18 protein-coding genes and 1 pseudogene are annotated in these 22,194 nt (G+C 70.8%); 7 read left to right on the top strand and 12 right to left on the bottom strand.

Going from position 1 to position 22,194, the window contains the following annotated elements; all coding sequences use genetic code 11:
• Positions 1 to 141: 141 nt before the first annotated feature.
• The 8 genes and pseudogenes from EDD90_RS59020 to EDD90_RS14950 form a co-directional block, all read right to left on the bottom strand.
• Positions 142 to 618 (bottom strand): annotated as a pseudogene (locus EDD90_RS59020) (IS3 family transposase); the annotation flags it as partial.
• A gap of 241 nt (positions 619 to 859) precedes the next feature.
• Complete coding sequence (locus EDD90_RS14980) at positions 860 to 2,203, bottom strand: helix-turn-helix domain-containing protein (protein WP_123973497.1); 1,344 nt, start codon at positions 2,201 to 2,203, stop codon at positions 860 to 862.
• 232 nt (positions 2,204 to 2,435) lie between these two features.
• The gene (locus tag EDD90_RS14975) at positions 2,436 to 3,788 is read right to left on the bottom strand and encodes a DUF455 family protein (RefSeq protein ID WP_185149102.1); all 1,353 of its coding nucleotides are present in this window, start codon (positions 3,786 to 3,788) and stop codon (positions 2,436 to 2,438) included.
• A gap of 73 nt (positions 3,789 to 3,861) precedes the next feature.
• Positions 3,862 to 4,986 carry a radical SAM protein gene (locus EDD90_RS14970; RefSeq protein ID WP_123973495.1) on the bottom strand — a complete coding sequence of 375 codons (1,125 nt, stop codon included), beginning with the start codon at positions 4,984 to 4,986 and terminating at the stop codon, positions 3,862 to 3,864.
• Between the two features lie 104 nt (positions 4,987 to 5,090).
• Positions 5,091 to 6,137, bottom strand: a complete 1,047-nt coding sequence (locus EDD90_RS14965) for a sulfotransferase (protein WP_123973494.1) — start codon at positions 6,135 to 6,137, stop codon at positions 5,091 to 5,093.
• The gene (locus tag EDD90_RS14960; protein WP_123973493.1) at positions 6,134 to 7,726 is read right to left on the bottom strand and encodes a glycosyltransferase; all 1,593 of its coding nucleotides are present in this window, start codon (positions 7,724 to 7,726) and stop codon (positions 6,134 to 6,136) included. The genes EDD90_RS14965 and EDD90_RS14960 overlap by 4 nt, the downstream gene beginning before the upstream one ends.
• A gap of 19 nt (positions 7,727 to 7,745) precedes the next feature.
• A complete protein-coding gene (locus tag EDD90_RS14955; RefSeq protein WP_185149101.1) occupies positions 7,746 to 8,834 on the bottom strand; it encodes a Gfo/Idh/MocA family protein in 1,089 nt (362 codons plus the stop codon).
• Positions 8,831 to 9,940: a radical SAM protein gene (locus tag EDD90_RS14950; RefSeq protein ID WP_123973491.1), complete on the bottom strand. Its 1,110-nt coding sequence runs from the start codon at positions 9,938 to 9,940 to the stop codon at positions 8,831 to 8,833. The genes EDD90_RS14955 and EDD90_RS14950 overlap by 4 nt, the downstream gene beginning before the upstream one ends.
• A 197-nt stretch (positions 9,941 to 10,137) precedes the next feature.
• Here EDD90_RS14950 and EDD90_RS14945 point away from each other — a divergent pair, with 197 nt between their 5' ends.
• The 4 genes from EDD90_RS14945 (at position 10,138) to EDD90_RS14930 (ending at position 15,203) form a co-directional block, all read left to right on the top strand.
• Positions 10,138 to 11,460, top strand: a complete 1,323-nt coding sequence (locus tag EDD90_RS14945) for an alanine--tRNA ligase-related protein (RefSeq protein WP_185149100.1) — start codon at positions 10,138 to 10,140, stop codon at positions 11,458 to 11,460.
• Positions 11,461 to 11,521: 61 nt separating this feature from the next.
• Positions 11,522 to 13,330, top strand: coding sequence for an alanine--tRNA ligase (locus tag EDD90_RS14940; protein WP_123973489.1), 1,809 nt, complete (start codon positions 11,522 to 11,524; stop codon positions 13,328 to 13,330).
• A complete protein-coding gene (locus EDD90_RS14935; protein ID WP_123973488.1) occupies positions 13,327 to 14,385 on the top strand; it encodes a hypothetical protein in 1,059 nt (352 codons plus the stop codon). Before EDD90_RS14940 ends, EDD90_RS14935 begins: the two co-directional genes overlap by 4 nt.
• A gap of 74 nt (positions 14,386 to 14,459) precedes the next feature.
• A complete protein-coding gene (locus EDD90_RS14930; protein ID WP_123973487.1) occupies positions 14,460 to 15,203 on the top strand; it encodes a bifunctional 2-polyprenyl-6-hydroxyphenol methylase/3-demethylubiquinol 3-O-methyltransferase UbiG in 744 nt (247 codons plus the stop codon).
• Between the two features lie 65 nt (positions 15,204 to 15,268).
• On the opposite strand, the gene EDD90_RS14925 is transcribed toward EDD90_RS14930, so the two are convergent.
• Genes EDD90_RS14925 through EDD90_RS14910 form a run of 4 tightly spaced genes read right to left on the bottom strand, consistent with a single transcriptional unit; the run spans position 15,269 to position 19,474 of the window.
• The gene (locus EDD90_RS14925; protein WP_123973486.1) at positions 15,269 to 16,174 is read right to left on the bottom strand and encodes a DUF4931 domain-containing protein; all 906 of its coding nucleotides are present in this window, start codon (positions 16,172 to 16,174) and stop codon (positions 15,269 to 15,271) included.
• Entirely contained in the window at positions 16,171 to 17,064 is an 894-nt protein-coding gene (locus tag EDD90_RS14920; protein WP_123973485.1) for a sugar phosphate isomerase/epimerase, read from the bottom strand. The genes EDD90_RS14925 and EDD90_RS14920 overlap by 4 nt, the downstream gene beginning before the upstream one ends.
• Complete coding sequence (locus tag EDD90_RS14915) at positions 17,061 to 18,365, bottom strand: DegT/DnrJ/EryC1/StrS aminotransferase family protein (RefSeq protein WP_123973484.1); 1,305 nt, start codon at positions 18,363 to 18,365, stop codon at positions 17,061 to 17,063. The genes EDD90_RS14920 and EDD90_RS14915 overlap by 4 nt, the downstream gene beginning before the upstream one ends.
• Positions 18,362 to 19,474: a Gfo/Idh/MocA family protein gene (locus tag EDD90_RS14910; protein ID WP_123973483.1), complete on the bottom strand. Its 1,113-nt coding sequence runs from the start codon at positions 19,472 to 19,474 to the stop codon at positions 18,362 to 18,364. The genes EDD90_RS14915 and EDD90_RS14910 overlap by 4 nt, the downstream gene beginning before the upstream one ends.
• A gap of 204 nt (positions 19,475 to 19,678) precedes the next feature.
• Here EDD90_RS14910 and EDD90_RS14905 point away from each other — a divergent pair, with 204 nt between their 5' ends.
• Genes EDD90_RS14905 through EDD90_RS14895 form a run of 3 tightly spaced genes read left to right on the top strand, consistent with a single transcriptional unit; the run spans position 19,679 to position 22,169 of the window.
• A complete protein-coding gene (locus tag EDD90_RS14905; protein WP_185149099.1) occupies positions 19,679 to 20,356 on the top strand; it encodes an SIS domain-containing protein in 678 nt (225 codons plus the stop codon).
• Entirely contained in the window at positions 20,353 to 20,994 is a 642-nt protein-coding gene (locus EDD90_RS14900) for an HAD-IIIA family hydrolase (protein ID WP_185149098.1), read from the top strand. Before EDD90_RS14905 ends, EDD90_RS14900 begins: the two co-directional genes overlap by 4 nt.
• Entirely contained in the window at positions 20,991 to 22,169 is a 1,179-nt protein-coding gene (locus tag EDD90_RS14895) for a cytochrome P450 (RefSeq protein WP_123973480.1), read from the top strand. The genes EDD90_RS14900 and EDD90_RS14895 overlap by 4 nt, the downstream gene beginning before the upstream one ends.
• The last annotated feature ends 25 nt before the right edge of the window (positions 22,170 to 22,194 follow it).

Genomic DNA, 22,194 nt, shown 5'->3' with positions numbered 1-22,194 from the left:
GAGGAGGAGCGGGTCGCACTCGCGGCCGCCCACAGCTGGTCGGACCGGGTCGCGGTGAAGAGCCGGTCGACCGGGTCCGGGCGGGCGCGGGCAGTTGGCCCGGAGACCGTGTTCCGGCGGCCCCCGGCCGCGGTTGACGCCCTCCTGGTCGTCTTCGCGCATCAGCCGCTTGACGGTGCAGCGGGTCGCAGTGACACCCTCACGCCGCAGCCGGCGTTGGATCCTGCGGACGCCATAGGGCCCGCCGGTGGCGGCGTGAACAGCACGGATCTTGCCAGCAGTTGTCACCCCGCCCGGCCACCGCCGCTTGCACAGTCGAGATCCGGTCGGCAACCGCCTCGAATTCCGCCAGCCCACCGTCTGAACCCGCCCCCGTTCCGCAGCCCGCGGAGCGGTGCCGGACAGAGCCCGCCCCGCGTGGCGGTGGTGGTGCCCGTCGCGCGCGCAGGTGCCGCACGAACCGACCGTCGAGGTCAACCCTGTTGCCGCTGGCGGCCGTTCGACGTCCTGCTGCGTCGTGACGGCGACGCCGTCCTCACCGACTTCGGTATCGCGGCCCTGGACGACGGCGGGTTCCTGACCACCATTGGCGAACTGGGCCGGCTCCCTTGGGTACATGGCACCGGAGCGGGTGCGGGGAGCGAAGGCAGGCCCGGCCTCCGACCTGTGGTCTCTGGGCGCGACCCTCGCCATGGTCCGCGACGGTCAGTCCCCGTTCCGCGCTCCCGGCCGTACCTTTCGTGACTGCCTCATGCCAGGCAGCTCCTCGTTCTCTGAGGCCGTCCAGGAAACCCATGAAAGAAGCAGTTCCTACCGGTTCACCGGACGTCCGGGACATGTGACGGGGCCGGGGAACGGGTCAGTCCTGCCAGACCCGGCGGGGGGCGTCGGCGATGAGCGAGCCGCGGTGCCCCATCAGCCGCATGCCCTGCCGGTAGGCCCACACGGCGCGTTCGCTCTCTCCGCTCTTCTCCAGGATCTCGCCCAGTTCCGACCAGGCGAAGGCGGCCTGCCGCCCGGCCTCGGAGGCTTCGAGCAGCAGGGCACTGCGCTCGTACGCCGCGTGGACCGCCTCGTAGTCCTCCTGGATGAGGTAGGCCGCGGCGAGGACGAGATGGACGCGGGCGCTCTCCAGGCGGTGCTCGGGCCCCAGCCGTCGCAGAGCGGTCTCGGCGTGCTGGATGGCGTTCTCGGGCTGGCCGAGCATGACCTCGGCTCGCGCGAGCGCAGCTTCCACGTACGCCACGTCGAGACTGCTGCCCAGCGTCCGCAGGGTCGCGGCACTCTGTTCGAGAAGCTTCTTGGCCACTTCGGGGTTGGGGCTCTCCGACTGGAGGAGCACCGTGGCCTGGGCGTTGCGCACCCGGGCCAGGGCACGCTCGTCGTCGCCCTCGGCGTAGATGGCGACGGCCTTCTTGATCAGCTCCAGTGCCTCGCTCGACCTGCCGCGCCGGTGCAGCACGACACTCGCGTTCCAGTAGGCGCCGCCCAGCGCCCTGCGGTCGGACATGACCTCGGCCCGGCTGATGGCCTCGCCCGCGAGGAAGTTCGCCCGGTGCAGGTCGCCACGCTCGCAGTACACGCCGATCAGCGTGGACAGCAGCTCCAGCTGGGGGACCGTGGGGGGCAGGTCCTCGGCGTCCGCTTCGGACAGGGCGGATTCGGCGACGTCGATGGCATGCGAGAGATCACCGAGTTCGCGATAGCACCGGCACAGCAGCATCACCACGCCGAGCCGCTCCAGCATGCCACGCCCCTGCACGGCCGACTGCTGCAACAGCGCCTCGAAGCGGCGGACGGCCTCCTCCAGCTCTCCGTGGTGTTCGAGGCACTGGGCGATGCCGAACTCCACCGCGAAGTGGAGATCCGTCTGCTCGCTCTCCGGCAGTTTGGCCTGCAGGGCGGTGAAGGTCTTCAGCGCCGTCCGCGAGTCGCCGTTGCGCAGGGCGAGCTGGGCGTAGTTCAGCTCGATCTCCAGGTCCACCGAGTCGGGCTTGGAGATCATGCCGATGAGATACGCGGGGTCGCACTTCAGCCGCTCGGCGAGCTGAGCGAGTACCTCCTCCGAGGGGATCCGCTTACCGGCTTCCAGAAGTGAAATGTAGCTCGGGGAGAGATTCGGCTTCGCCAGTGCCTCCTGGGAGAGGCCGGCCGCCCTGCGAAGTCGCCGAATGCGCGAGCCAAGACCTTCGTTCACGGTCATTGTGACTCCTCACTTGGCAAGCTTCGAAAAAGCGAACTCGAAGCGAACCTGTCCCGGATCGGCCGATAAGAGTGGCAACTACCCACAAGTATCGCGTGCGTCTCGGCCTGTCTGCCAGCTGCGAGCCTGATCGGTGTGATTGGCGAGATGTAGATAATGCGGGCCTTTTGGCTGGAAGAAGCACGCGATTGGTCGATCATACTGACAAGGTCAGTAACATTTCAACCGGGCTTCAGTGAAGATATTCGTGGGTGTTCGTGTGGACTCCTGTAGGGCGGGGCGCCGGGGCGTCGTCGGACGTCCGGGGAGCCCGCGGCTGCCGTGCCGCCTTCTGTTCGGCGGCGGCGCGCTCCCGTGCCCATTCTTCCTGAAGTGCCGCGATCTCCTCCGCAGAGAAACCGGACAGGGCGCGGTCCTCCACATTGATGGGGATCATATGGCGCACCGGCATGTCGTGTCCGGCGAGCAGATCGCGTACCCGGGCGTCCAGCTCGCGGACCTCGTCCGCGCCCCCGAGTAGTTCTTCCAGCCAGTGGTTGGCGTTGCCGACGTGCGTGACCTCGTCGGCGTTGATGTAGTCGAAGATCGTCGCCGTCCGGGTGTCCCCGATCTGCTGGAGCCAGCGGTAGACGCGCAGCCCGCCGTCCAGGCCGATCCCCTCGCCGAGCCGCTGTTCGATGAGGATGCGTTCGGGAAGGGTCCGGCCCAGACGGAACTTGTCCCAGATCTGGAAACGGACGGGGTGTGAGCCGACAGTGCCGCCGAGTTCCCGCATCCGGGTGATGAGCAGCTCGAAGTGCCGGCCCTCGTCGCGCACCTGGCGGGCGAGGTCGTGGCGCAGCCCCCAGGGAGCCTCCGGGTGCAGCGCCAGAAGGGTGGCGCAGATCTCCGCCGCGCACAGCTCGATCTTGAAGGCGACATCGTGCAGGGGATCCGTGATGTCGACCGAGGACGACAGCTCGCCCACGCCGGCCGGGTCGATACCGGGCCGGTGTTCGCGCAGCCGGGGGTCGCGGCCGGGGCGGACCGGGATCTCCGTCAGGGCGGGCGTACTCGTCACCGTGACCGGTGGCTCCGCTTCGCCCGCTCGCCCCGCGCAACTGTCGAAGAGCGGCGAGGGCCCGCCTTCCTCGGCGTCTCCGAGGGGGCGGTGCAGGGTGCCCAGGCGGTCCAGTACCCAGGTCAGGCACTGGTGGCCGGCTTCGTCGACCAGGGGGTCGAGCCGCACCAGGAGTGCCGCGGTGGCCGCGCGCAGATCGGCGTAGGCGACGCGCGTCAGCCGGTCGAGCTGACGGTCGGGATCCTCGATGGCCGCCAGGTCGTTGCACAGCTGCACGTAGGCCGCGTTGATCGGCCTCGCGGCCTCCTTCTTCGAGCGCAGCCCAGGAAGGCGCTGCCCGAGCGTGTCCGCGCACTGGGCCAGTCCCCAGACGTCCTGGGAGAGTGCCACCTTGGCCTCGGTACTCGCCGTACGGACCAGCACGGCGGAGGCGATCTCCATCAGGCGTATGCAGGCGAAGCGGAGTCCTTCCGTGGCGTACTGGTTCTCGTGCACCAGCGGTATCCGGGAATCGGTCGTTTCCATCACGGGATCACTGTCTTTCCGGAGGGTCGTCACCGTCCGCGCCGCAGGAGGGGCGCGAACGGGGGGCGGGACGTCAGCCGCGCTTGACGTCGAGAGGCAGCAGCCGGCGGCGGTACGGGACGACCTCGCCGTCGTCGAACGCGTACGCCTTGGGCAGCACATCCGCCTGCTGCCAGATCTTGCAACCGCCGTAGCACCGGCCGTCCTTGCGCCAGCCGCAGTCGACACACTGCTCGTAGGGATAGAACCGCAGTTCGTCCCGGAACTCCCGGGGGCGGCCGGAGTGCCACAGCTCCCAGAACTCCTCGGGTGTCAGCAGCTCCAGGTTCTCCCGGTCCTTGTAGATGTTGATGAGAGGGTGGTCCACCCAGTGCGAGCAGCCGAGGACCTTGCCGCCCGGCTCGATGACCACGGTGTTGCCCTCGGCCGCCTCACATCCGGTGCCGATCACCTCGTCCGCGAACATGTCCTTGAGCGTGTCGTGGTCGAAACTGCACAGCGGGATCTTGTTCTTCTCGCGGTTGAAAATGAATCGGACCCCGAGTTCCGGTTGCAGCCGGAAGAGCTGCTCGGTGAGCCGGGCCAGTGCCTCCGGTCCGGACGCGACGCCGGTGTCGAGCTGCTGTACGACGTTCGGCACGCCGTAGTTGATGTAGATGGTCCGGCATCCGAGGGCGGTCAGGTTCTCCACCACCCGCAACACGTTGGGCAGGTTGGAATCCATCACGGTGAGCATCGGGTACAGCGGCCAGCCGCGCTCCACCGCGTGCCGTACGGCTGTCATGGCCTTGTCGTAGCTGCCGGGTATCCGCGTCGCCGTGTCGTGCTCCTCGGCGGTGTGCCCGTGCAGACTGATGCAGCCGCCCTTGAGCCCGGCGTCGATCATGGCCTGGCCGAACGCGGGATCGGAGATCTTGACGCCGTTGGTGACCACCCATGCACCCATGTTCTTGGCACGCGCGTAGGACACCACGTCCAGCAGGTCACGGTGGATGGTCGGTTCGCCGCCGAGCAGGGTGAAGGTGCTGATGCCGATGCTCTCCATGAAGTCGATGCCCTTGTACGCCTCGGCGGTGCGCATGGTCTTCGGGCTGCCGAACACCTCCGCCCCCGCGTAGCAGAACGAGCACTTCAGGTTGCAGGCATAGGTCATGACGAGCACGCCCTTGCCCATGGTGATCCTCTGGTCAGCCGGCATTGCGTTCTCCTGTCGGGCCGGTGGAAGGGGCGAGCGGAACACGGGGGGACGGGCGGCCTGCCGGGCTCTCGGAGCGGGCCCGGCGGGCCGGTACGGGAGCGGTCCTAGCCGGAGGCCGCACGCAGCAGTTCCGCATGGGCCCGGCAGCCTTCCTCCACCACGGCGATGTCGTTCGCCGACAACTCGTCGGTGAACGGACGGGTGTTGGGGGTAGGAGTCGAGGACGACAACGGGAAGCGCTTGGAGGGGTCGCGCTTCGGATCTCCACCGGCGTCGGCCAGCATGACCTCCGGGGGCAGTCCCAGGTAGCGGGCCAGCCGTGTCACCTGGTCCGTCCGCTCGGCGGGGGCGGTGAGCCGGTCGTAGTCGACGATGAGCAGCCGATCGGGCTCGTACGCGGCGAAGGCCCGGGCGGCTCGTGCGCTGTCGCACCAGTCCCGGACGAACGCGGGCGCCGACATGACCAGCCAGGCGACGCTCCCCATCGGAGGGCGTCCGTCCAGCTCCGTCCGAGCGCGGTGGACCATGGAGGCGAACACGTCGACGGGGGAGCGGTGGATGAAGACGAAGCGTGCCTCGGGCAGTGCCGCGGACAGTTCCGCGAACCGGTAGTAGTGGAAGGGGAACTTGTCCAGGACCCGTTCCGAGCCGCTGCTTCGCGCAGCCAGTTCCAGGAACTCGCGGACCACGCTGGTACGCCGGCTGATGCGCATGGCGGCGTACCGGATCCGCAGCCGCCGGTCGGCGCGGGACCAACCGCGTACCGCGACGCTGTCCACGTCACTGGTGAACTGTTCGAAGACCCGGTCCCCGAAGACGTACGAGCCGAGCGCACGCTCCAGCAAGGTCCGTCCCCGGCCCGGACGGCCGAGGCGGGCGAGGTAGGCGTCGAGGCCCGCCGCGCCGCCCAGTGCCTCCTGCCAGTGGGGCCAGCCCTGGCGGCCGATCCGGTCGAGGTCCAGCAGCGGGCTCATGAAGAAGCTCAGCGCGGTCTCGTGCGCGGAGTCGCCCATCGTCCGTGCCCGTTCGGCGGCACCGAACTCGGGGTACCGGGCGAGCATGCGGTACAGCAGCGTGGTGCCGCTGCGGGGGTATCCGGCGACCAGGACCGGGGCGTTGCGCAGGACGGAGGACCGGGCGGCCGACGTCATCGTTCGACCTTCCAGCTCGTGACGCCGCCCCGGCGCAGGAGGAGTTCGAGGCTGCCGGTCAGCGGGCCGAGGCTGCGTACCACGAAGGTGACCGAGGCCGCGGCCAGGGAGGCCAGCAGCAGCCGCACGGGGAACTCCCTGACCCCGGACAGGTCCGCGGCGCCGGGAAGCGTGTGCAGGTGCCGCCAGGTCTGGAGGAACCCGCCCTGCACATAGGCCAGGTGCAGAGCCACCAGCACCGCGGTCAACGCCCACCGGCCGTCGGCCGCGGCCAGTGCGGTGGCCGTCGCCCAGGCGGCCGCCCGCCAGGCCCAGGCGATGTTGCGGCCGTGGCCGACGGCCAGCAGATACCACCACTGGAGCCGGCCCGGTCGCACCCCCAGCTCGTCCCGGAAGGCGCGCAGATCGGTGGCGAACCGGGCCGATCCGTGGAACCAGAACCGCGACTGCCGGACGGAGGACAGCGAGTCGGGGGCCACGTCGCAGTAGTCGAGAGCGGGAACGGGACACACCTGGGCGCCCAGCAGTGAGGCCTCGTAGCCGAGGGCCAGGTCGTCGTTGGGGCTCAGCGTGGGGAAACCGCCGATCCGCTCCAGGAAGCCGAGGGAGACGAAGCAGCCGTGCCCGATGCAGTAGGCGAGCGGGCGCAGCCCTCCCGCGCGGGCCTGCTTCGTGTACCTGCGGAAGAGGTCGTACTCGAAACCGAGTGCCCAGCGGGTCTGGGCGATCGCGTCCGACAGTCTCAGCGCTGCCCGCATGCCACGCATGGCGCCCATGCCCCGGCAGTAGCTGGAGACCTGCTGGAAGATCTCGGGAGGCTCGTGGCCCACGACGGCCTCGGCGTGCACGATGTCGGCCATGGCCCGGAACGCCGCCGGGTCCGGCTTGGAATCCGCGTCGTAGACCCCGACGTAGACAGGGACGTCGCGCGCGCGGTCCCGTCCCTCCTGCCACCTGCGCAGCGCGGCGTTGAGCTGGCCCACCTTGCCGGTGGCGGTGGCCGGTGCGGCGGTGTGGTGGAAGACCTCGCGGCCCAGCGAGGCGTTGAGTTCCGCGATGACGTCCGCGGCCGTCTCGGCTGTGGTGGACCGCTGTCGCTCCGCGACGATCCGCACGGCCTCGTCCGGGCGGCCCGTCTCCAGCGCGTGCCGGAACGGCGCGTGGGCCGCCGGCACCAGGGCCCGGGTCAGCGCCTGGTCCAGGTCGTGGCGCAGGCCGCCGCGGTCGGCGGCCGCCCGGAGCTCGGCGAGGGCCTCCCGCCGTTCCTGCTCCTCGCGCTCGGTGGTGGCGATGACGACCTGGAGGGCGACGCCGTCCTTGACGGCACGCACCAGGTGCTCACAGGCCTCCCGCACGACCCGGTCCTCGCGCAGCATGGGCATGAGGATCACGAACTCGGGTCCCGCCGCGGGCTGCGCACCGGTGCGGGAGGTGTCCGCCGTCGCGGCCTGCGTACGCCCGGACTCCGCCTGCGGCCGGAGCGCTCTGACCGTGCGGACCTCGCCCGCGAAGGCCCGGGCGGTGACGAAGGCGAAGTACGCGGCGGTGGGAAGGCCCACCAGATAGGTGACGAAGTCGAAGGGGGTCATGGATCGCACGCTCTCCTCATCACGCGTGGCTGGTTCCGGGCGCCGTGCGCTCCGTCCGGCAGGGCACCCACAGGTCCGAGGAGAGGGACGCGGACACGGCGAAGGTCTCCTCCGTGAGCCGGACCAGGTGGTCCCAGTCCTCTTCGGCGCCCCGGCCCGCGGCCAGGTCGTCGAGGTAGTCCCGCATCGAGTGGCCGAAACTGTCCGGGAACCAGCCGGTCTCCAGCTGCTCGCCCGGCAAGGACTGGCCGGGGCGGGGCAGGTGCCACATGCGGACGGTGTTGCCGCCGGGGTCCGCCAGGGCCACCCGTTCGCTGCCGGCCCGGACGATACCTGACGAGCCGGAGATGACGACCTCTTCGAAGGGATGGCCCTCGGCGAAGGAGAACTCCGGCAGCGTCCAGTCCTCCAGGAGCTGCACCACGACCGCGTCCGGGTACTCCAGGGTCGCGCTGATCCAGTTCGCCTGCTTCATCAGCTGGCCCGGGTGCGTGCCCGCCCGCCCGGTGACCTTGACGGCCGGCCCGAACCAGTAGGCGCACAGGTCGAGATGGTGTATCGCCATCTCGAACACGATGTAGTTGTCGATCGTGTGGTCCCAGCGCCCGGGTTCGCGGTCCCACCAGTCCCGGTTGCGGATGGTGCACAGATACGGCTGCCCGATCGCCCCCGACCGCAGCAGGTCGCGGACCTTGCGCCACGCGGACACCTGACGGCCGGTCATGTTGAGCCGGACCCGGGCTCCGAGGTCGCGCAGCCGCCTGATGCCGTCGAGTTCGGATCGCGTGGTGCACAGAGGCTTCTGCACCAGCATGGGCTTGCCGGCCTCCGCGACGGCCGTCATCAGCTCCAGATGGCTGGCCGGCGGGGTGGCGATGTCGATCACGGCCACGTCCGGGTGCGCCACGAGGTCGGCGGCGTCGCGGAACCTGTGCGGTATCCGGAACTCCTCGGCGACATCGGCCGCGACGGTCTCGTCGACATCGCAGACCGCCGTCACGTTGAGCCCCAGGCGGCGGTACGCCGGCAGGTGGGCGTAGCGGGCCACGCCGCCGACGCCGATGATCCCGATCCCCGGGCCGGTGGCGGGGGTGGGGGCACCGGTCACGGGAACTCCCGGTGGGCGTCGAAGTTGTTGACGAAGTGGATGATCTTGTTGAGCTCGTGGCCCTTGCACAGCGGTGGGCACCGCTTCACGTCGATCATCGCGAGCACCGAACGCCGCTGCTCGCCCGCCCAGATCTCGGTGAACCGGCGTTCGTTGATGTTGCCGAACGACCAGTTGCTCTCGCCCTTGAAGGCGCAGCACACGTCGACCGACCCGTCCGCCCCGACGGTGGCGAGGAGTTCGTTGCCCCGGCACACGTCGTAGGTGCGGCCGTAGTCCTCCTGCCGTGTGACGTCGTCGAACTTATGGTCCAGGTAGCGGATGTCGAAGTGCTCGTCACGCAACTGGCGCACCTGCGCCATCTGTTCCTCCAGGACCGTCCACAGCGACGACTCCTGCTCGAACTGCTCGTTCGACCGCTCGTAGTGGACGATCGGCTTGACCTGGAAGTAGTCGACACCGGCCGCTTTGGCCCGGCGGGCCCCCTCGGCGAGGTCGTGGACGTTGGACTCGTCCACCAGGAAGGAGAAGCCCATGACCAGGCCGGAGCCCGCGGCGTCGCGCTCGGCCGCGAGGGTCGTGATGTTGCGCAGGACCACGTTGTGCAGCGCCTTGTTCACCCGGTGGGTGCGCGCGTAGACGTCCGGGGTGCCCGCGTCGACGCTGAAGCGTATGTAGGAGAAGTGCTGTACGAGGGTACGGCGCAGCCGCGGCCCCAGCTTGACCCCGTTGCTGTTGATGCCCTGCCGGAAGCCCAGTTCGGCCGCCCGCTCCACGACCTCGTCCAGATCCTTGTGCACGGTCGGCTCGCCGCCGCCGGTCCACGTGACCGACTGGACGCCGAGGCTCCTGGCGTCCTCCAGCAGTTCGAGCATGCGCTCCTTGTCCAGCACCTCCTTCCGTTCGTGGAGATAGCCGTACGTGCACCACGTGCAGCTCTGGTTGCAGATGTTGATCGGGTTGATCTCCAGGTTGATCGGCCGCATGGGTTCCGGCTGCCGAGCGGCAACCAGCACCTCGGGATGGGCCAGCAACTTCATGGTGGAGAAGTTGTCGGAGGTGTCCAGGAGCGCTCGGCGCACCATCGGCTCCACTGCATCGCTCATGGTGCCGGACCTTACCCACGCCTATGACAAGCTGTCAATGGAATATTGACTGCCGTGAAACGGGTATTCCGAGGTCTTGCATTCAGTATTCTTGCAGGTCAGATGCTTCCTTGACTCGATAGTCAAGTCGCGAGTTGCCAGCTGTCAATAATCTGCCGTATGCTTTTCGCAGAGCGGTCAAGTACCGAGGGGTGGGTGTGGAGCATCATTTGGCCGACGAGCTGGTAGATCAGCTCGGGCGGCGCTTCGGGCATCACAGGGTCGAGCCGCGCAGTGTCGTGGCACCCGCGGACGAATCCACGCTTTTCGTCTCCGCGGGGATCCAGCTGTGGCGCGACTGGGCTCTGTCCGGACATCCCGGCAGGACCGGTCGCGTGGGGCTCCAGTGGTGCGTGCGCACGAACCGGACGGACGTGCCGGCGCGACGCGGTGTCTCCACCTCCTTCGCCATGGTCAGTCATGTATCGAGGGGCGCCGTCGAGCGGGAGCGGTATTTCGAGGGGCTCTTCGAGGCGTTCCACGCCGTAGGGCTGCCCCCGGACCGGCTGGCGTTCATCGCCAGCGCGGACGAGTCCGGCGGGCTGAGCGACACCTCGTCCGTCGACGCGCTGACCCGCATGGGATTTCCCGAGCGGCGGATCGGCTCGACCGCCCGCCGCTTCGCGGCACCCCTGACCGGCGGCCCGTTCGGGCCGAACCTCCTCGTGCTGGCCGACAACGGCACCCCGTGCGGGCCCGGTTGCACCTCGACCTGTCCGTGCGGCCGCTGGTTCCACTTCTGGAACTGCGAGTTCCTGGACTTCCGAGTGGAGGGCCCCGGTGCGGCCGCCGGTGCGCAGGAGCCGCTCGTCGACTCCGCCGGCGGCGCGGAGCGACTGGCCGCGGCGGTGCTGGGCCTGTCCGACATCTACGAACTGCCTACGTTGCGATCGCTGTACGCGCAGGTGGTCGCGGTCTGCGAGGGCGACCGGGACCATGACGCGGAGACGGCCGAGGGGCTGCTGCGCCAGGTCGCCGACCATGTCCGGACCGTGGCGCTGATCATCGGCGCGGGAGTCTCGCCCGGGCCCAAGCGCCAGGGGCATGTACTGCGTCGGTTGCTGCGTCGCGCCTTCCTCGGCCTGGAGCTGCTGGGCAGCCCGCCGGACCGGCTGGTCGGGCCGGTCGCCCTGGCCGCGGCGGCCTACCGTCGCTGGCGCGGGTTCCCCGGACTGCCCGACTCATCGCTGGGCCTCGTCCGGGCCGAGGCCGAGAGTTTCCGGACGCTGATGGCGGCCGGCCGGCGCGAGTACGAGAAGCTCACCCGCGACGGGTCCGCCATCACCGCCGAGTTGCTCTTCCGGCTCAAGTCCGAGCGGGGAATCCCGGTCGAACTCGTGCGGGCCTGGGCCTCGCGCGACGGCACAGAACTCGACGCCTCGGGCATGGCCGGTCACATCACAACGGAACAGCGGCTCTCCCGTGACCAGTTCGTGCCCCGTAGATCCGTGTCGTCATCCGGCACCCCGTCCACACCGTGACACGGCAGACGTTCCGAAACCGCTCTGCCCGGCCCAGTCCCTTCCCTCCGAGGTTCAGACCATGAAGCACATCGATTCTCCCGGCCAACTGCGCACCAGCTACCTCGACTTCTTCGCGGCGCGCGGGCACGCGGTGATCCCCAGCGCCTCACTCGTCCCCGACCGCGACCCGAGCGTGCTGTTCACGACGGCCGGGATGCACCCGCTCGTCCCCTACTTCCTGGGCGCCGAACACCCCGCGGGAACACGCCTGGTGGACTACCAGAAGTGCGTCCGGACCAACGACATCGAGGAAGTCGGCGACCCCACCCATCTCACGTTCTTCGAGATGCTGGGCAACTGGTCGCTGGGCGACTACTTCAAGCAGGACTCCATCCGGTGGAGCCACGAGTTCCTGGTCCGCGAGGACTGCCTGGCCATCGACCCGGACCGGCTGTGGGTGACCGTCTTCGCCGGCAACGACAGCGTTCCCCGGGACGAGGAGTCGGCCGCACTGTGGCGTTCCCTGGGGATCGCCCAGGACCACATCGTCTTCCTCCCGGAGGAGCACAACTGGTGGGCCGCCGGGCCCGAGGGGCCGTGCGGCCCGGACACCGAGATCTTCGTCGATCTCACCGGCACCCGGTGTCCCGACGAGGACGCCGCCACCTGCCTCCCCGGACTCTGCGGGAACGCCCGGTTCTTCGAGATCTGGAACAACGTCTTCATGACGTTCGACCGGCGTGACGGCGTCATCCGGCCCCTGCCCAGGCGCAACGTCGACACCGGCATGGGCCTGGAGCGCACCATCGCCGTCCTCAACGGCGCGGCCACGGTGTACGAGACCCCGTGCTTCGCCCCGATCATCGACGCGCTCGTCGGCAAGGGCGCCTACCCGCCCGAGGAGATCCGCTCGGACGCGAAGCTGACCCGCGCCCTGCGCATCCTCAGCGACCACCTGCGCACCTCCGTCTTCATCCTCGGCGACCGCGGCCAGGTCTCACCGGGCAACCAGGGCGCCGGATACGTGCTGCGGCGCCTCATCCGCCGGGCTGTCCGCTACACCCAGCACCTGGGCGTCAAAGCCTCCGACTGGGTGGCCACCGCCGACGTCGTCGTCGACATGTACGGCGAGGCCTACCCGGAACTGGTGGAGAACCGCGGCCGGATCCTCGCCGAACTGGCCAAGGAGCAGGAGCGGTTCGCGCAGACCATCGAGCGCGGCACCGCCAGACTCTCGCACGCCCTGGCGGAGCTGCGGCAGTCCGGTGGCGACACCCTGCCCGGCGACGTCGCCTTCCAGCTCTACGACACCTTCGGCTTCCCGCTGGAGTTCACCGTCGAGATCGCCGCGGAGTCCGGCGTCGGCGTCGACACCGACGCGTACCGGCGGCAGTTCGCCCTGCACCAGGAGCGCTCCCGTTCGCAGGCCGCCAAGAGCGGCCTGGCCGACGACAGCGAGGAGAGCACCCGCTACCACACCGCGACCCACCTCCTGCACGCGGCGCTGCGCGAGGTGCTCGGCCCGCACGCGCTGCAGAAGGGCTCGAACATCACCAAGGACCGACTGCGCTTCGACTTCTCCCATCCCACGGCGATGACACCCGAGGAGATCCGCCGGGTGGAGGACCTCGTGCGGAGCTGGATCGGCGAACGGATCGAGGTCACCCACTCCGTGATGCCCCAGGCCGAGGCCCGGTCCGAGGGCGCCATCGGCGTGTTCGACGAGAAGTACGACGGCACCGTGTCGGTGTACCGCATCGGTGAGCGGTCGTTGGAGTTCTGCGGCGGACCGCACGTCCGCAACACCGGGGAACTCGGGCACTTCAGGATCGTCAAGGAACAGTCGTCCGGCGCCGGTGTGCGTCGTATCCGCGCAGTTCTCGCGTGACCGGAGCCGCCGTCCGGCCGCCGGCCACCACCGCCCGGTTCGGCCGGGCGGTGGTGGCCAGCGCGCCCCTGCGTATCTCCCTGGCCGGCGGCGGTACGGACCTGCCCAGCTACGCCGACCGGTTCGGCGGCGCGGTGGTGGGGACGACGACGGACCGGCGAGTGTGTGTGATCCGGTACCCGGGGCTCTTCGGAGGCGGTGTGCGGACGGCCTTCGGAGAACCGGAGGAGGTCGCCGAGGCGTCCCAGCTGCGCAACCCCTACGCCCGTGCCTGTCTCCTGCGGGCAGGCAGCCCACGCGACCTCCAGATCGGCTGCTACAGCGACGCGCCGGCCGGATCCGGGCTGGGTGGTTCCGGCGCGTTCACGGTCGCACTGACCGCGGCGTTGCGTCATCCGGAAGCTCCCGGGCCGGCGGAACTCGCCGAACAGGCGAGCGCCGTCGAGATGGTGGATCTGCGGCGCCCCGTCGGCAAGCAGGACCACTACCTGGCGGCGTTCGGGGGCCCCTGCCTGCTCCGCATCGCCCGGGACCGCTCGGTCGAGGTGGAGCGGCTGCGACCCCACCCGGCGGTCGCCCGCTACCTGGACGAACGGCTCATGCTCTTCCGCCTCGGCGGGACGAGGGACGCCGGGCACGCCCTCGCCGCGCAGGCCCGTGGCGCGCTCAACGCCGACCCCGCCGTGCTGCGGAGCCTGCACGGCATCAAGGACCTGGTGGAGCCCGCCGTGGCGGCGCTCCGGCACGGCAGGGTCGACGAGATCGGGCCGATCCTGGACGCGCACTGGGCACTGAAGGCGGCGCTGTCGCCCACCACGGCCGACGACAGCGTCCGGGACCTCTACGCACTGGCCCGGGACAGCGGCGCCGACGGCGGAAAGGTCCTCGGCGCCGGCGGTGGCGGGTTCCTCCTCCTCAGCTCGGCACGCGGACGCCAGCAGGACGTACGGGCCGCCATGACCGCCCGTGGCCTGCCCGAACTCCCCTTCGGCACGGACGGCGCGGGCGTGTATGTCGGCCCGGTCGCCACCACGCCGGGCACGCCCGGACCGTGACCGGCCCCGACCGGGATCCGCAGCCCGTGTGTCCCCGGTCGCCCCACCCGTACCAGAGGAAGGACAGGGAGACCATGACAGAGACCCGGACCGGCACCTATCCGGTGGATCCCCATGCCATCGCCATGGACGACTACCTGCGAGGCTGCTACCGGCCGCCGTTCTGCTACGTGCGCAGTGACGGGAAGGTGTCCGAGGACCCCATCGAGCGCCGCTTCGAGGATCCGTCGGACTTCCGGGACTACGAACGGCGGGCTTTCGACAAGGCGTCCGGCAGGGTTCTCGACATCGGCTGCGGCGCGGGCAAGCACCTTCTGCCTCTGCAACGGGCGGGCCTGGAGGTCGAGGGAATCGACATCTCCCCGCAGGCCGTGCGGATCTGCCGTGCGCGCGGCGGCCGGAACGTCCAGGTCATGGACGCCCTTCGGCTCGCCTACGCCCCCGGGACGTTCGACTCCGTGCTGCTGTTCTCCAACGGGCTGTCCATGGGCGGCACCCCGGCCGGAGTGAACCGACTGCTCGCCGAATGCCATCGTGTCACCCGGCCGGGCGGGCGCGTGCTGCTCGGCAACACCGACGTCGCGCTCTCCACCGATCCGGCCGATCTGGCCTATCAGGAGGAGAACGTGCGGCGCGGCGACCCGCGGGGACTGGTCCGCATGCGCACCTCCTACGCCGGCGTCAGCAGCGACGAGTTCGACTGGCTGTTCGTGTCTCCGGCGGATCTGGCCGTCGCCGCGGCCGAGACCGGCTGGAGTGTCACCGACGTCGACGCCACCGCCTGGGGCGGCTATGCGGCGGTGCTCGACCGGGAGTGAGACACCCGAGGAACACGGCGATGCCCGCGACGCGCCTGCGCCGCGGGCATCGCCGTACCCGTTCCCTAGGCCTCGCGGAGCCTTCCGGCGGCCACGGCTGGCACCACGGGATTGACCATCACCCCGGAACCGTGCTCACCGGCCGCGACGTGCCGGCGCCTGCCCGGCGCGTGCCACAGACCCGTCACATGTACATGCAGGTGCGCCTGGGGCCAGTGCCCCCGGGTGGGCCGCTGGTGGATCCACATCATCGACGGCATGGTGCCGCCCACCACCCGGTCGAGCCGGCGCAGCGCCTCGCCGAGCGTCCAGGCCATTTCGTCGCGGGACTCCGACGACAGCGACGGGAGGTCCGGCACATGCGCGCGGGGGGCCAGGCGGAGTTCGTACGGCCATCCCGCCGCCCGGGGCACCCAGGCGCGCCAGCCCCGGGTGCCGAGCACGACCAGGTCGTCCGCAACGCTCTCCGCGCACAACGCGCAGGTGCCGGAGCGCAGTTCACGCATCGGGACGTCGGGCGGCTCGGGGAACGCGAAGATCTGGCCGTGCGGATGGTCCACGGACGCCCCCGCCTCGCCGCCGCGGTTCTCGAAGACGAGGACGTAGCCGGTGTCCGCCCTCCGGCCGAGCTCCGCGGTGCGCTCGGCCCACAGGTCGACCACCTTGCGCACCTCCTGCTGGCTCAGCCGGGCCAGGGAACCGGTGTGCCGCGGCGTGTACAGCACGACCTCGCTGGCTCCGGGCAGCGCGGGCCAGCGGTTGGGGAAGGCCTTGACGTCGTACGGATCCGGGGCCTCCGTGCCGCCGGGGCAGAACGGGCACGGTCCGGTCCGCGTCTGCGGCCTGTCCTGCCGGTGCCCGGCGATCAGGACCTGCTGGCCGGTGAGCGGGTCACGGAGCACGCCGTCGCCGGCCCTGGCACGGCGGTCCGCGGCCCGCGGCGGGTTACCGAGGAGCGGCGCGTCGGTCATCGCGCCCCTCCCGTCCGGTCCGGGCCGCTCACCGCACCGGCCCGCTCCGGTGCGGTCCGTACCCGGGGGAGTCCCCGGCGGGCCGTCTCCAGGAGGCCGGCCGCATGCGCGTGCAGGCCGGTGCCGGGTTCAGGGGCGGGCAGCACCTCGATGGACAGCGGTCCGCGGTAGCCGGCCCGGTGGACGGCGGTCAGCAGGTCCGCCGTCGGCTGCGTACCGCGGAAGGGCGCGGTGCGCGGACCGCTGTCCGCCGACCGGGGCGTTCCGTCCGGGACCCCGCTGACGTGCACCCAGCCGATCGCGTCCGACGGCAGCGCGTCCAGCCACTCGGTCCCGAGTCCCGCCCGGTAGAGGTGGAAGGTGTCCACCAGCAGCTGCGGCCGGTGTCCGGTGACCCGCCGCGCGGTCAGCAGGATCTCCGCCGCGGCGGCGAGATGGTCGGTGTCGTTGAGCTCCAGGCACATCCGCAGTCCGTGGCGTGCCGCCTGTGCGGCGAGCCGCCCGGCCCGGTCGGCGAGCCGGTCGCGGGTGAGCACGTCCATGCCCGGGCGCCGCCCGTTGAAGAAGGCGGAGACGCGGGTGCCGCCCGCCTCGGCGACGAGCGCAAACACCCGGGGGATGTCCCGGAGCCGCTGCTCGAACACCTCGTCGGGAACACTGCCGTTGTACGGTCCCGACCACGGGCAGGAGAAGATCCCGGCCCGTACCCCGTGACGGGCGCACAGCTCGGCGAGCTGCTTCGGTCCGAGCGCGGTCAGTTCGGCCACGGGGACCTCGACCGCGTCGTAGCCGGCTGCCGCGGCCACCGCCACGTACTCGGCGAACGGCACATGGAATCCGAGGGTGCCGGGATCGAGGGCCCAGCCGTCGAAGGCGGCGGCCGGCGTCATCGCCGGGTGCCCGCGGGTCGTGACGAGGCCGTGAACGCCCGCGCCGCGGGCAGGGCCCGGGCCAGGGCCCGTGCGATGTCGGCGGCGTCGTCCGGTGTGATGCCCTCGTTCCAGTTCATCACGAAGCTCTCTTTCAGGAAGCGCTCCGCATGGGGACAGTCGCCCCGGCGGTAGACGGGCGGTTCCGGGTGCAGGGTCCAGGGCAGGCCGTGGCGTCCCTCCGTGCCCCGGCGCTGGAGGGCGGCGCTCAGATAGAGCGGCGAGGTGCCGATGTAGCCGGGGCTGAACGGCACACCGTCGGCCCGCAGCGACTTCTCCACGGCCGCGGCCAGTTCCGGCTCGTCGGCGAGCTCGGGCCAGCGCACGCACAGCGCCCACCAGCTCGCTCGCTCTCCCGGGCGCTCGGCGGTGATCACCGGTCCCGGTTCGTCCCGCAGCGCCTCGACGACCACGGCGTACGACCGCCGCCGCCGGGCGATGATCTCGGTCGCGCGGCGGAGCTGGCAGAGGGCCACGGCCGCGGACAGCTCCGGCATGCGGTAGTTCAGGCCCACCACCGGATAGGCCCGGTCGCCCTGCCGGCCTCTGAGCCACCCCTTGTTCTGGATGAGTTCGGCACGCTCGTGGAACCGGCCCTCGGCCACGACGATCCCGCCCTCCCCGCAGCTGACCACCTTGGACTGCTGAAGGCTGAAGCAGCTGAGGTGGCCGTGCGTCCCCGCGTAGCCCTCGCGGTCGAAGCTGAAGTGCGCCTGGGACGCGTCCTCGACCAGAAAGACCCCGTGCTCGTCTGCCAGCTGACGCAGTGCCGCGGTGTCGGCGCAGCGGCCGAACAGGTGCACGGGGAGGATCGCGCCGGTGCGCGCGGTCATCGCCGCCGCCACCGTCTCGCAGGTCAGCATCCCGGTCTCCGGGGACACGTCCGCGAAGACGGGCACCAGGTTGGCCTGGAGGATCGCGATGACCGTGCCCATGTCGGTGACCGGGGTGGTGACCACCTCGGATCCCGGTGCGAGGTCCAGCGCTGCGAGGGCCACGTGCAGCGCGGCGGTCCCGGACGACACGGCGAGCGCGTGCGGCACGCCCAGGCGTTCGGCCCAGGCGCGTTCGAGGTCGTCGACGGCGGTGCCGCCCCACCGGGTGAGGGTCCCGCGGCGGAGCACGTCGCGTACGGCGTCCTCCTCCTCCGGGCCGAAGATCCTGCCGGAGCCGTCGTAGGCCACCGGCAGCGGGGTGGCGCGTACGGGTTCCCCGCCCAGGAGAGCGGGGACTTCCGTGGTGCGCAGCAGCTCGCCGTTCAACGCGCCGCCTCCGTCCGTGACTCCAGGCGTACGGACTCGCCGGTGCGGGAGGACTCGTACACCGCGTCGAGGGTGCGCAGGACGTCGACGTGCCGAAGGGCGGCGAGTTCGCTCTCCCGGCCCTCGGCCAGTGACGCCAGGAACTCGGCCATGGGACCGGCGAAGGCGTCCGGGAACCACGACGTGGCCGTGGTGAAGGTCTCCTCGCCGGTGTCCGTCGTCACCCGCAGTTCGGTCGGCGTGGCGACCAGGGTGCCACCGGGTCCGGAGACGACGATCTGCTCGGCGTCCGGGTGGTAGTGCCAGACGCCGTCGTCGCGGCAGGCCCAGTCCTCCAGCAGGTTGGCCACGGCACCCGACGCGAATCGCAGCACGATGACCGCCACGTTGTCGCCGTCGACGCCGAGCCCCCCGACGTTGCGGACCACCGAGTACACCGAGCTGACCGGCCCGAACGCCCAGTGCAGCAGATCGACGTGGTGCACGGCCATCTCGTAGGCGATCAGCCGGGGGAGACGGCTGCGCCACTGGTCGCCCTCCTTGCGGTTGAGGCCCCGGTTGACGAACGAGACGAGGGGGTCGGGACCCACCAGGCCGCGTGCGAGCAGCTCGCGTGCCTTGCGGAAGGTCGGCACCCAGCGGCCGTTGAGGTTGACCGCCATCGGGACGCCCAGGGCCGCGGCGCGTTCGGCGAGGTCCCGCGCGGCGCCGCTGTCCTGGGCCAGCGGCTTCTGCACCAGCAGCGGCGGGCAGGCCGACCCGCAGACGTCGAGCAGCTCGGTCAGGAAGGCGTGATGGAGAGGCGATGGCAGGGCGACGTCCAGGACGTCCAGCCCGAGGGAGGGCAGTGCCTCCGCGAACTGCCGGCCGGAGGTGAAGACCCGGGGGCGTGGCGCGTCCCCCATCGCATCCAGCGCCCGGTCGATGGAGAACGGGTCGTTGTCGAAGAGGACGGCCGGAGTCAGACCGAGCTGCAGATAGGCGGGGATATGAGCAAAACTCGCGATACCGCCCGCCCCCGCAATTCCGATCCGGGTGCCTGCGGCCGGCCTCGAGTAGATCGGAGTCTCATCCAGGGACTGGACGCGATGTCCGGTCCGCGAGGGCATGGACAAATTTCCTCCCGTAAAGGAAGCGGTTTGTGACTGGATTCGCCGACCGCATTGCAGTCGCGCTCCCGAGAGCCCGCGTAGCGGTGGCGGCAAAGGTCGACTCTTGATTGTGACTGATGACTGTGACAATCTGTCAAGGTGCGATTGGGTGCACAGTCACGACGCGCTGTTGTGAGGATGTCTCACGCGAGGGGAACCGGAATGCCGACCGATCAGGCCAACGGCGGAAACCGCCAGCTGGAGAGCTACCTGGGGGAACTGGCGCGGGCCCTCGCCCTCCTGGACCGGTCGGCCGTGACCCGGTACGCCGAACAGCTGGGCCTGGCGCGGGCGGAGGGGCGGCAGGTGTTCCTCCTCGGCAACGGCGGGAGTTCCGCGACGGCCAGTCACCATGTCACCGACCTGCTCAAGACCAGCGCCGTGCCGGACTGTGCGCCGCTGCGGGCGTTCTGCCTCAGCGACAGCACCCCCCTCACCACCGCCATCGCCAACGACATCGCCTACGAGGAGGTGTTCGCCTACCAGCTGGCCGCCTACGCCCGGCCCGGGGACCTCGTCGTCGCGCTGAGCTGCTCGGGGACCAGCCCGAACGTCGTGCGCGCGGGGGACATGGCCAGGCGCAACGGCCAGCGGCTCGTGGCCCTGACCGGTGACACCGCCGCCGGTGTGGCTCCGCTGGCGGACCTGCACATCCGGGTGGCCAGCAGCAACCACGGCGTCATCGAGGACGTCCACATGACGGTCTGCCACGCGGCCTCGCAGCTGCTGCGGGCGGACCTGGAGCGGCAGTCCGTACGGCCCGCCCGCGATGCCTCCCCGCGGCGCGAGGACGGCCCGCCCCCGCAGACCTCGCTGGTCAACGTTCCGGAGCCGGCGTGACCGTGCCCGCCGCGGGGACGCGGCCCGCGGTCTTCCTCGACCGGGACGGGACCCTGATCCGCGATGTGCCCCACCTCGGCGACCCCCGGCGGGTGGAGCTGCTGCCCGGCACCGGCCGGGCCCTGCGCCGTCTCACCGCCGCCGGATTCGTCACCGTACTGGTGACCAACCAGTCCGCCATCGGCCGCGGGCTGATCGACGAGACCGCCTACCGCGCGGTCGGCGCGGCTCTGGACACGCTGCTCGCCGACGAGGGCTGCCGTCTGGACGCCTCCTACTTCTGCCCGGAGGTTCCGCGGGGCGCCGACCGGACCGTGATCGAGCATCCGGACCGGAAACCGGGCCCCGGGATGCTGCTGCGTGCGGCGGCGGACCTGGGCCTGGACCTCGCGGCCAGCTGGATGGTGGGCGACATGGTGAGCGACGTGCTCGCCGGTCTGCACGCCGGCTGCCGAGGTGCCGTGCTGGTCGGGGCCGCACCGGCCGGCGCGCCGCCCGCGCTGCCCGCGGGCTTCGTGCGCACCGCACCCGACGTGGCCGCCGCGGCGGACCTCGTACTCGCCTCCCTCCGTACCGACGCCCCCTCACCGCAGGCCCGTCCCGGCGACGTCCGGACGTCCGAAAGGAGCAGACCATGACCCACCCCATGTTCGACGACTACTCGGTGACCGATCCCAACACCGCCATGCACGGCATGACCGAGACCGTCTCCGCCTACGAACCGACGATGAAGGCGCTGTTCGTCAACACCTACGACGAGGTGCGGGTCCTGCTGCGCGAGCGGTCCCTGCAGAACGCCAAAATCAGTGATCCGCTCATGGGGATGCTCCCTCCGGAGCAGTACGAGCTGCACCGGCCCATCAAGGAGTTCCTGGCCCTCTGGCCCCTGTTCTCGCACGGCGACCACCACGAGGCTCTCAAGGAGGGACTGCGTCCGGCGTTCACCAATGCGGCTCTCGAACCCGTCCTGGACTCGGCGCGGACGCGCTGCGCGGAACTCGTCGAGCAGGCCCGTGCCGCCGGGACCGTGGAATGGGTCGGCGGCTTCGCGTACCCCTTCGCCCGGCATCTGATCGCCGCCCTCTTCGGGGTTCCCGAGCCTCGGCTGCGGCCCGCCGTCGCGGCGGCCGAGGGGATCGTGCAGTACATGGCGAAGCCGCTGTCGCTGACCGACGACGACCTGGCCCTGACCACGCGCAAGGCGCTGGACGCCCTCCGGTCGGAGATCCACGGCACCGTACTGGCCACCGGCCAGGGGCCGGCGACGGAGGCGCTGCGTGCCATCGAGGCGTCGCCCGGCCTCGGCCCCGAATCCGCGGTGGCCGCCGCCGCCCAGATCCTGACCGGTTCCCTGGACCCGCTCGCCGCGCTGCTCACCGACGCCGTCCGGCACTGGGGCCGTGCCGAGGAACAGCGGGACCATGACGCCGACGCGCTCACCGAGGAGACCCTGCGGCTGGGCTGTCCCTTCCGCTTCGTACAGCGGCACGTCAGCGCCCCGCTCACCGTGGACGGCCACGAACTGCGCCGCGGCGACCGCATCCTGCTGGGACTGGGGCCCGGAAACCTCGACCCGCGGCACTTCTCGGACCCGCTGGCCTTCCGCCCCGGCGACGACCGGCTCGCCCATCTCTCCTTCGGGTTCGGGCCGCACTACTGCCCCGGGGCCGCGCTCGCCAGGGGCAGCATCACGGCACTCTTCGACGAGTTGCGGCGGACCGGTGCGGTGGTGAGCACCGACGAGGCGGAACTGCGCCGCTCGCCCTACCTGTCGGTGGGCAAGGTCCTCGCCCTGCCGGTCACCTTCCGCTGAACCGCCTTCCGCTGAACCGCCGCGC

The sequence above is a fragment of the Streptomyces sp. Ag109_O5-1 genome (assembly GCF_003814875.1).
In the GTDB taxonomy this organism is placed as follows: domain Bacteria; phylum Actinomycetota; class Actinomycetes; order Streptomycetales; family Streptomycetaceae; genus Streptomyces; species Streptomyces sasae.
The sequence above is the reverse complement of the archived record's forward strand: the minus strand, read 5'-3'. Positions and strand labels throughout refer to the sequence as shown.

Excerpts from the sequence above, each read along its gene's own strand:
- EDD90_RS14980 (WP_123973497.1), bottom strand. The coding sequence starts at position 2,203 with ATGACCGTGAACGAAGGTCTTGGCTCGCGCATTCGGCGACTTCGCAGG.
- EDD90_RS14975 (WP_185149102.1), bottom strand. The coding sequence starts at position 3,788 with ATGGAAACGACCGATTCCCGGATACCGCTGGTGCACGAGAACCAGTAC.
- EDD90_RS14970 (WP_123973495.1), bottom strand. The coding sequence starts at position 4,986 with ATGCCGGCTGACCAGAGGATCACCATGGGCAAGGGCGTGCTCGTCATG.
- EDD90_RS14965 (WP_123973494.1), bottom strand. The coding sequence starts at position 6,137 with ATGACGTCGGCCGCCCGGTCCTCCGTCCTGCGCAACGCCCCGGTCCTG.
- EDD90_RS14960 (WP_123973493.1), bottom strand. The coding sequence starts at position 7,726 with ATGACCCCCTTCGACTTCGTCACCTATCTGGTGGGCCTTCCCACCGCC.
- EDD90_RS14950 (WP_123973491.1), bottom strand. The coding sequence starts at position 9,940 with ATGAGCGATGCAGTGGAGCCGATGGTGCGCCGAGCGCTCCTGGACACC.
- EDD90_RS14940 (WP_123973489.1), top strand. The coding sequence starts at position 11,522 with ATGAAGCACATCGATTCTCCCGGCCAACTGCGCACCAGCTACCTCGAC.
- EDD90_RS14930 (WP_123973487.1), top strand. The coding sequence starts at position 14,460 with ATGACAGAGACCCGGACCGGCACCTATCCGGTGGATCCCCATGCCATC.
- EDD90_RS14925 (WP_123973486.1), bottom strand. The coding sequence starts at position 16,174 with ATGACCGACGCGCCGCTCCTCGGTAACCCGCCGCGGGCCGCGGACCGC.
- EDD90_RS14920 (WP_123973485.1), bottom strand. The coding sequence starts at position 17,064 with ATGACGCCGGCCGCCGCCTTCGACGGCTGGGCCCTCGATCCCGGCACC.
- EDD90_RS14910 (WP_123973483.1), bottom strand. The coding sequence starts at position 19,474 with ATGCCCTCGCGGACCGGACATCGCGTCCAGTCCCTGGATGAGACTCCG.
- EDD90_RS14905 (WP_185149099.1), top strand. The coding sequence starts at position 19,679 with ATGCCGACCGATCAGGCCAACGGCGGAAACCGCCAGCTGGAGAGCTAC.
- EDD90_RS14895 (WP_123973480.1), top strand. The coding sequence starts at position 20,991 with ATGACCCACCCCATGTTCGACGACTACTCGGTGACCGATCCCAACACC.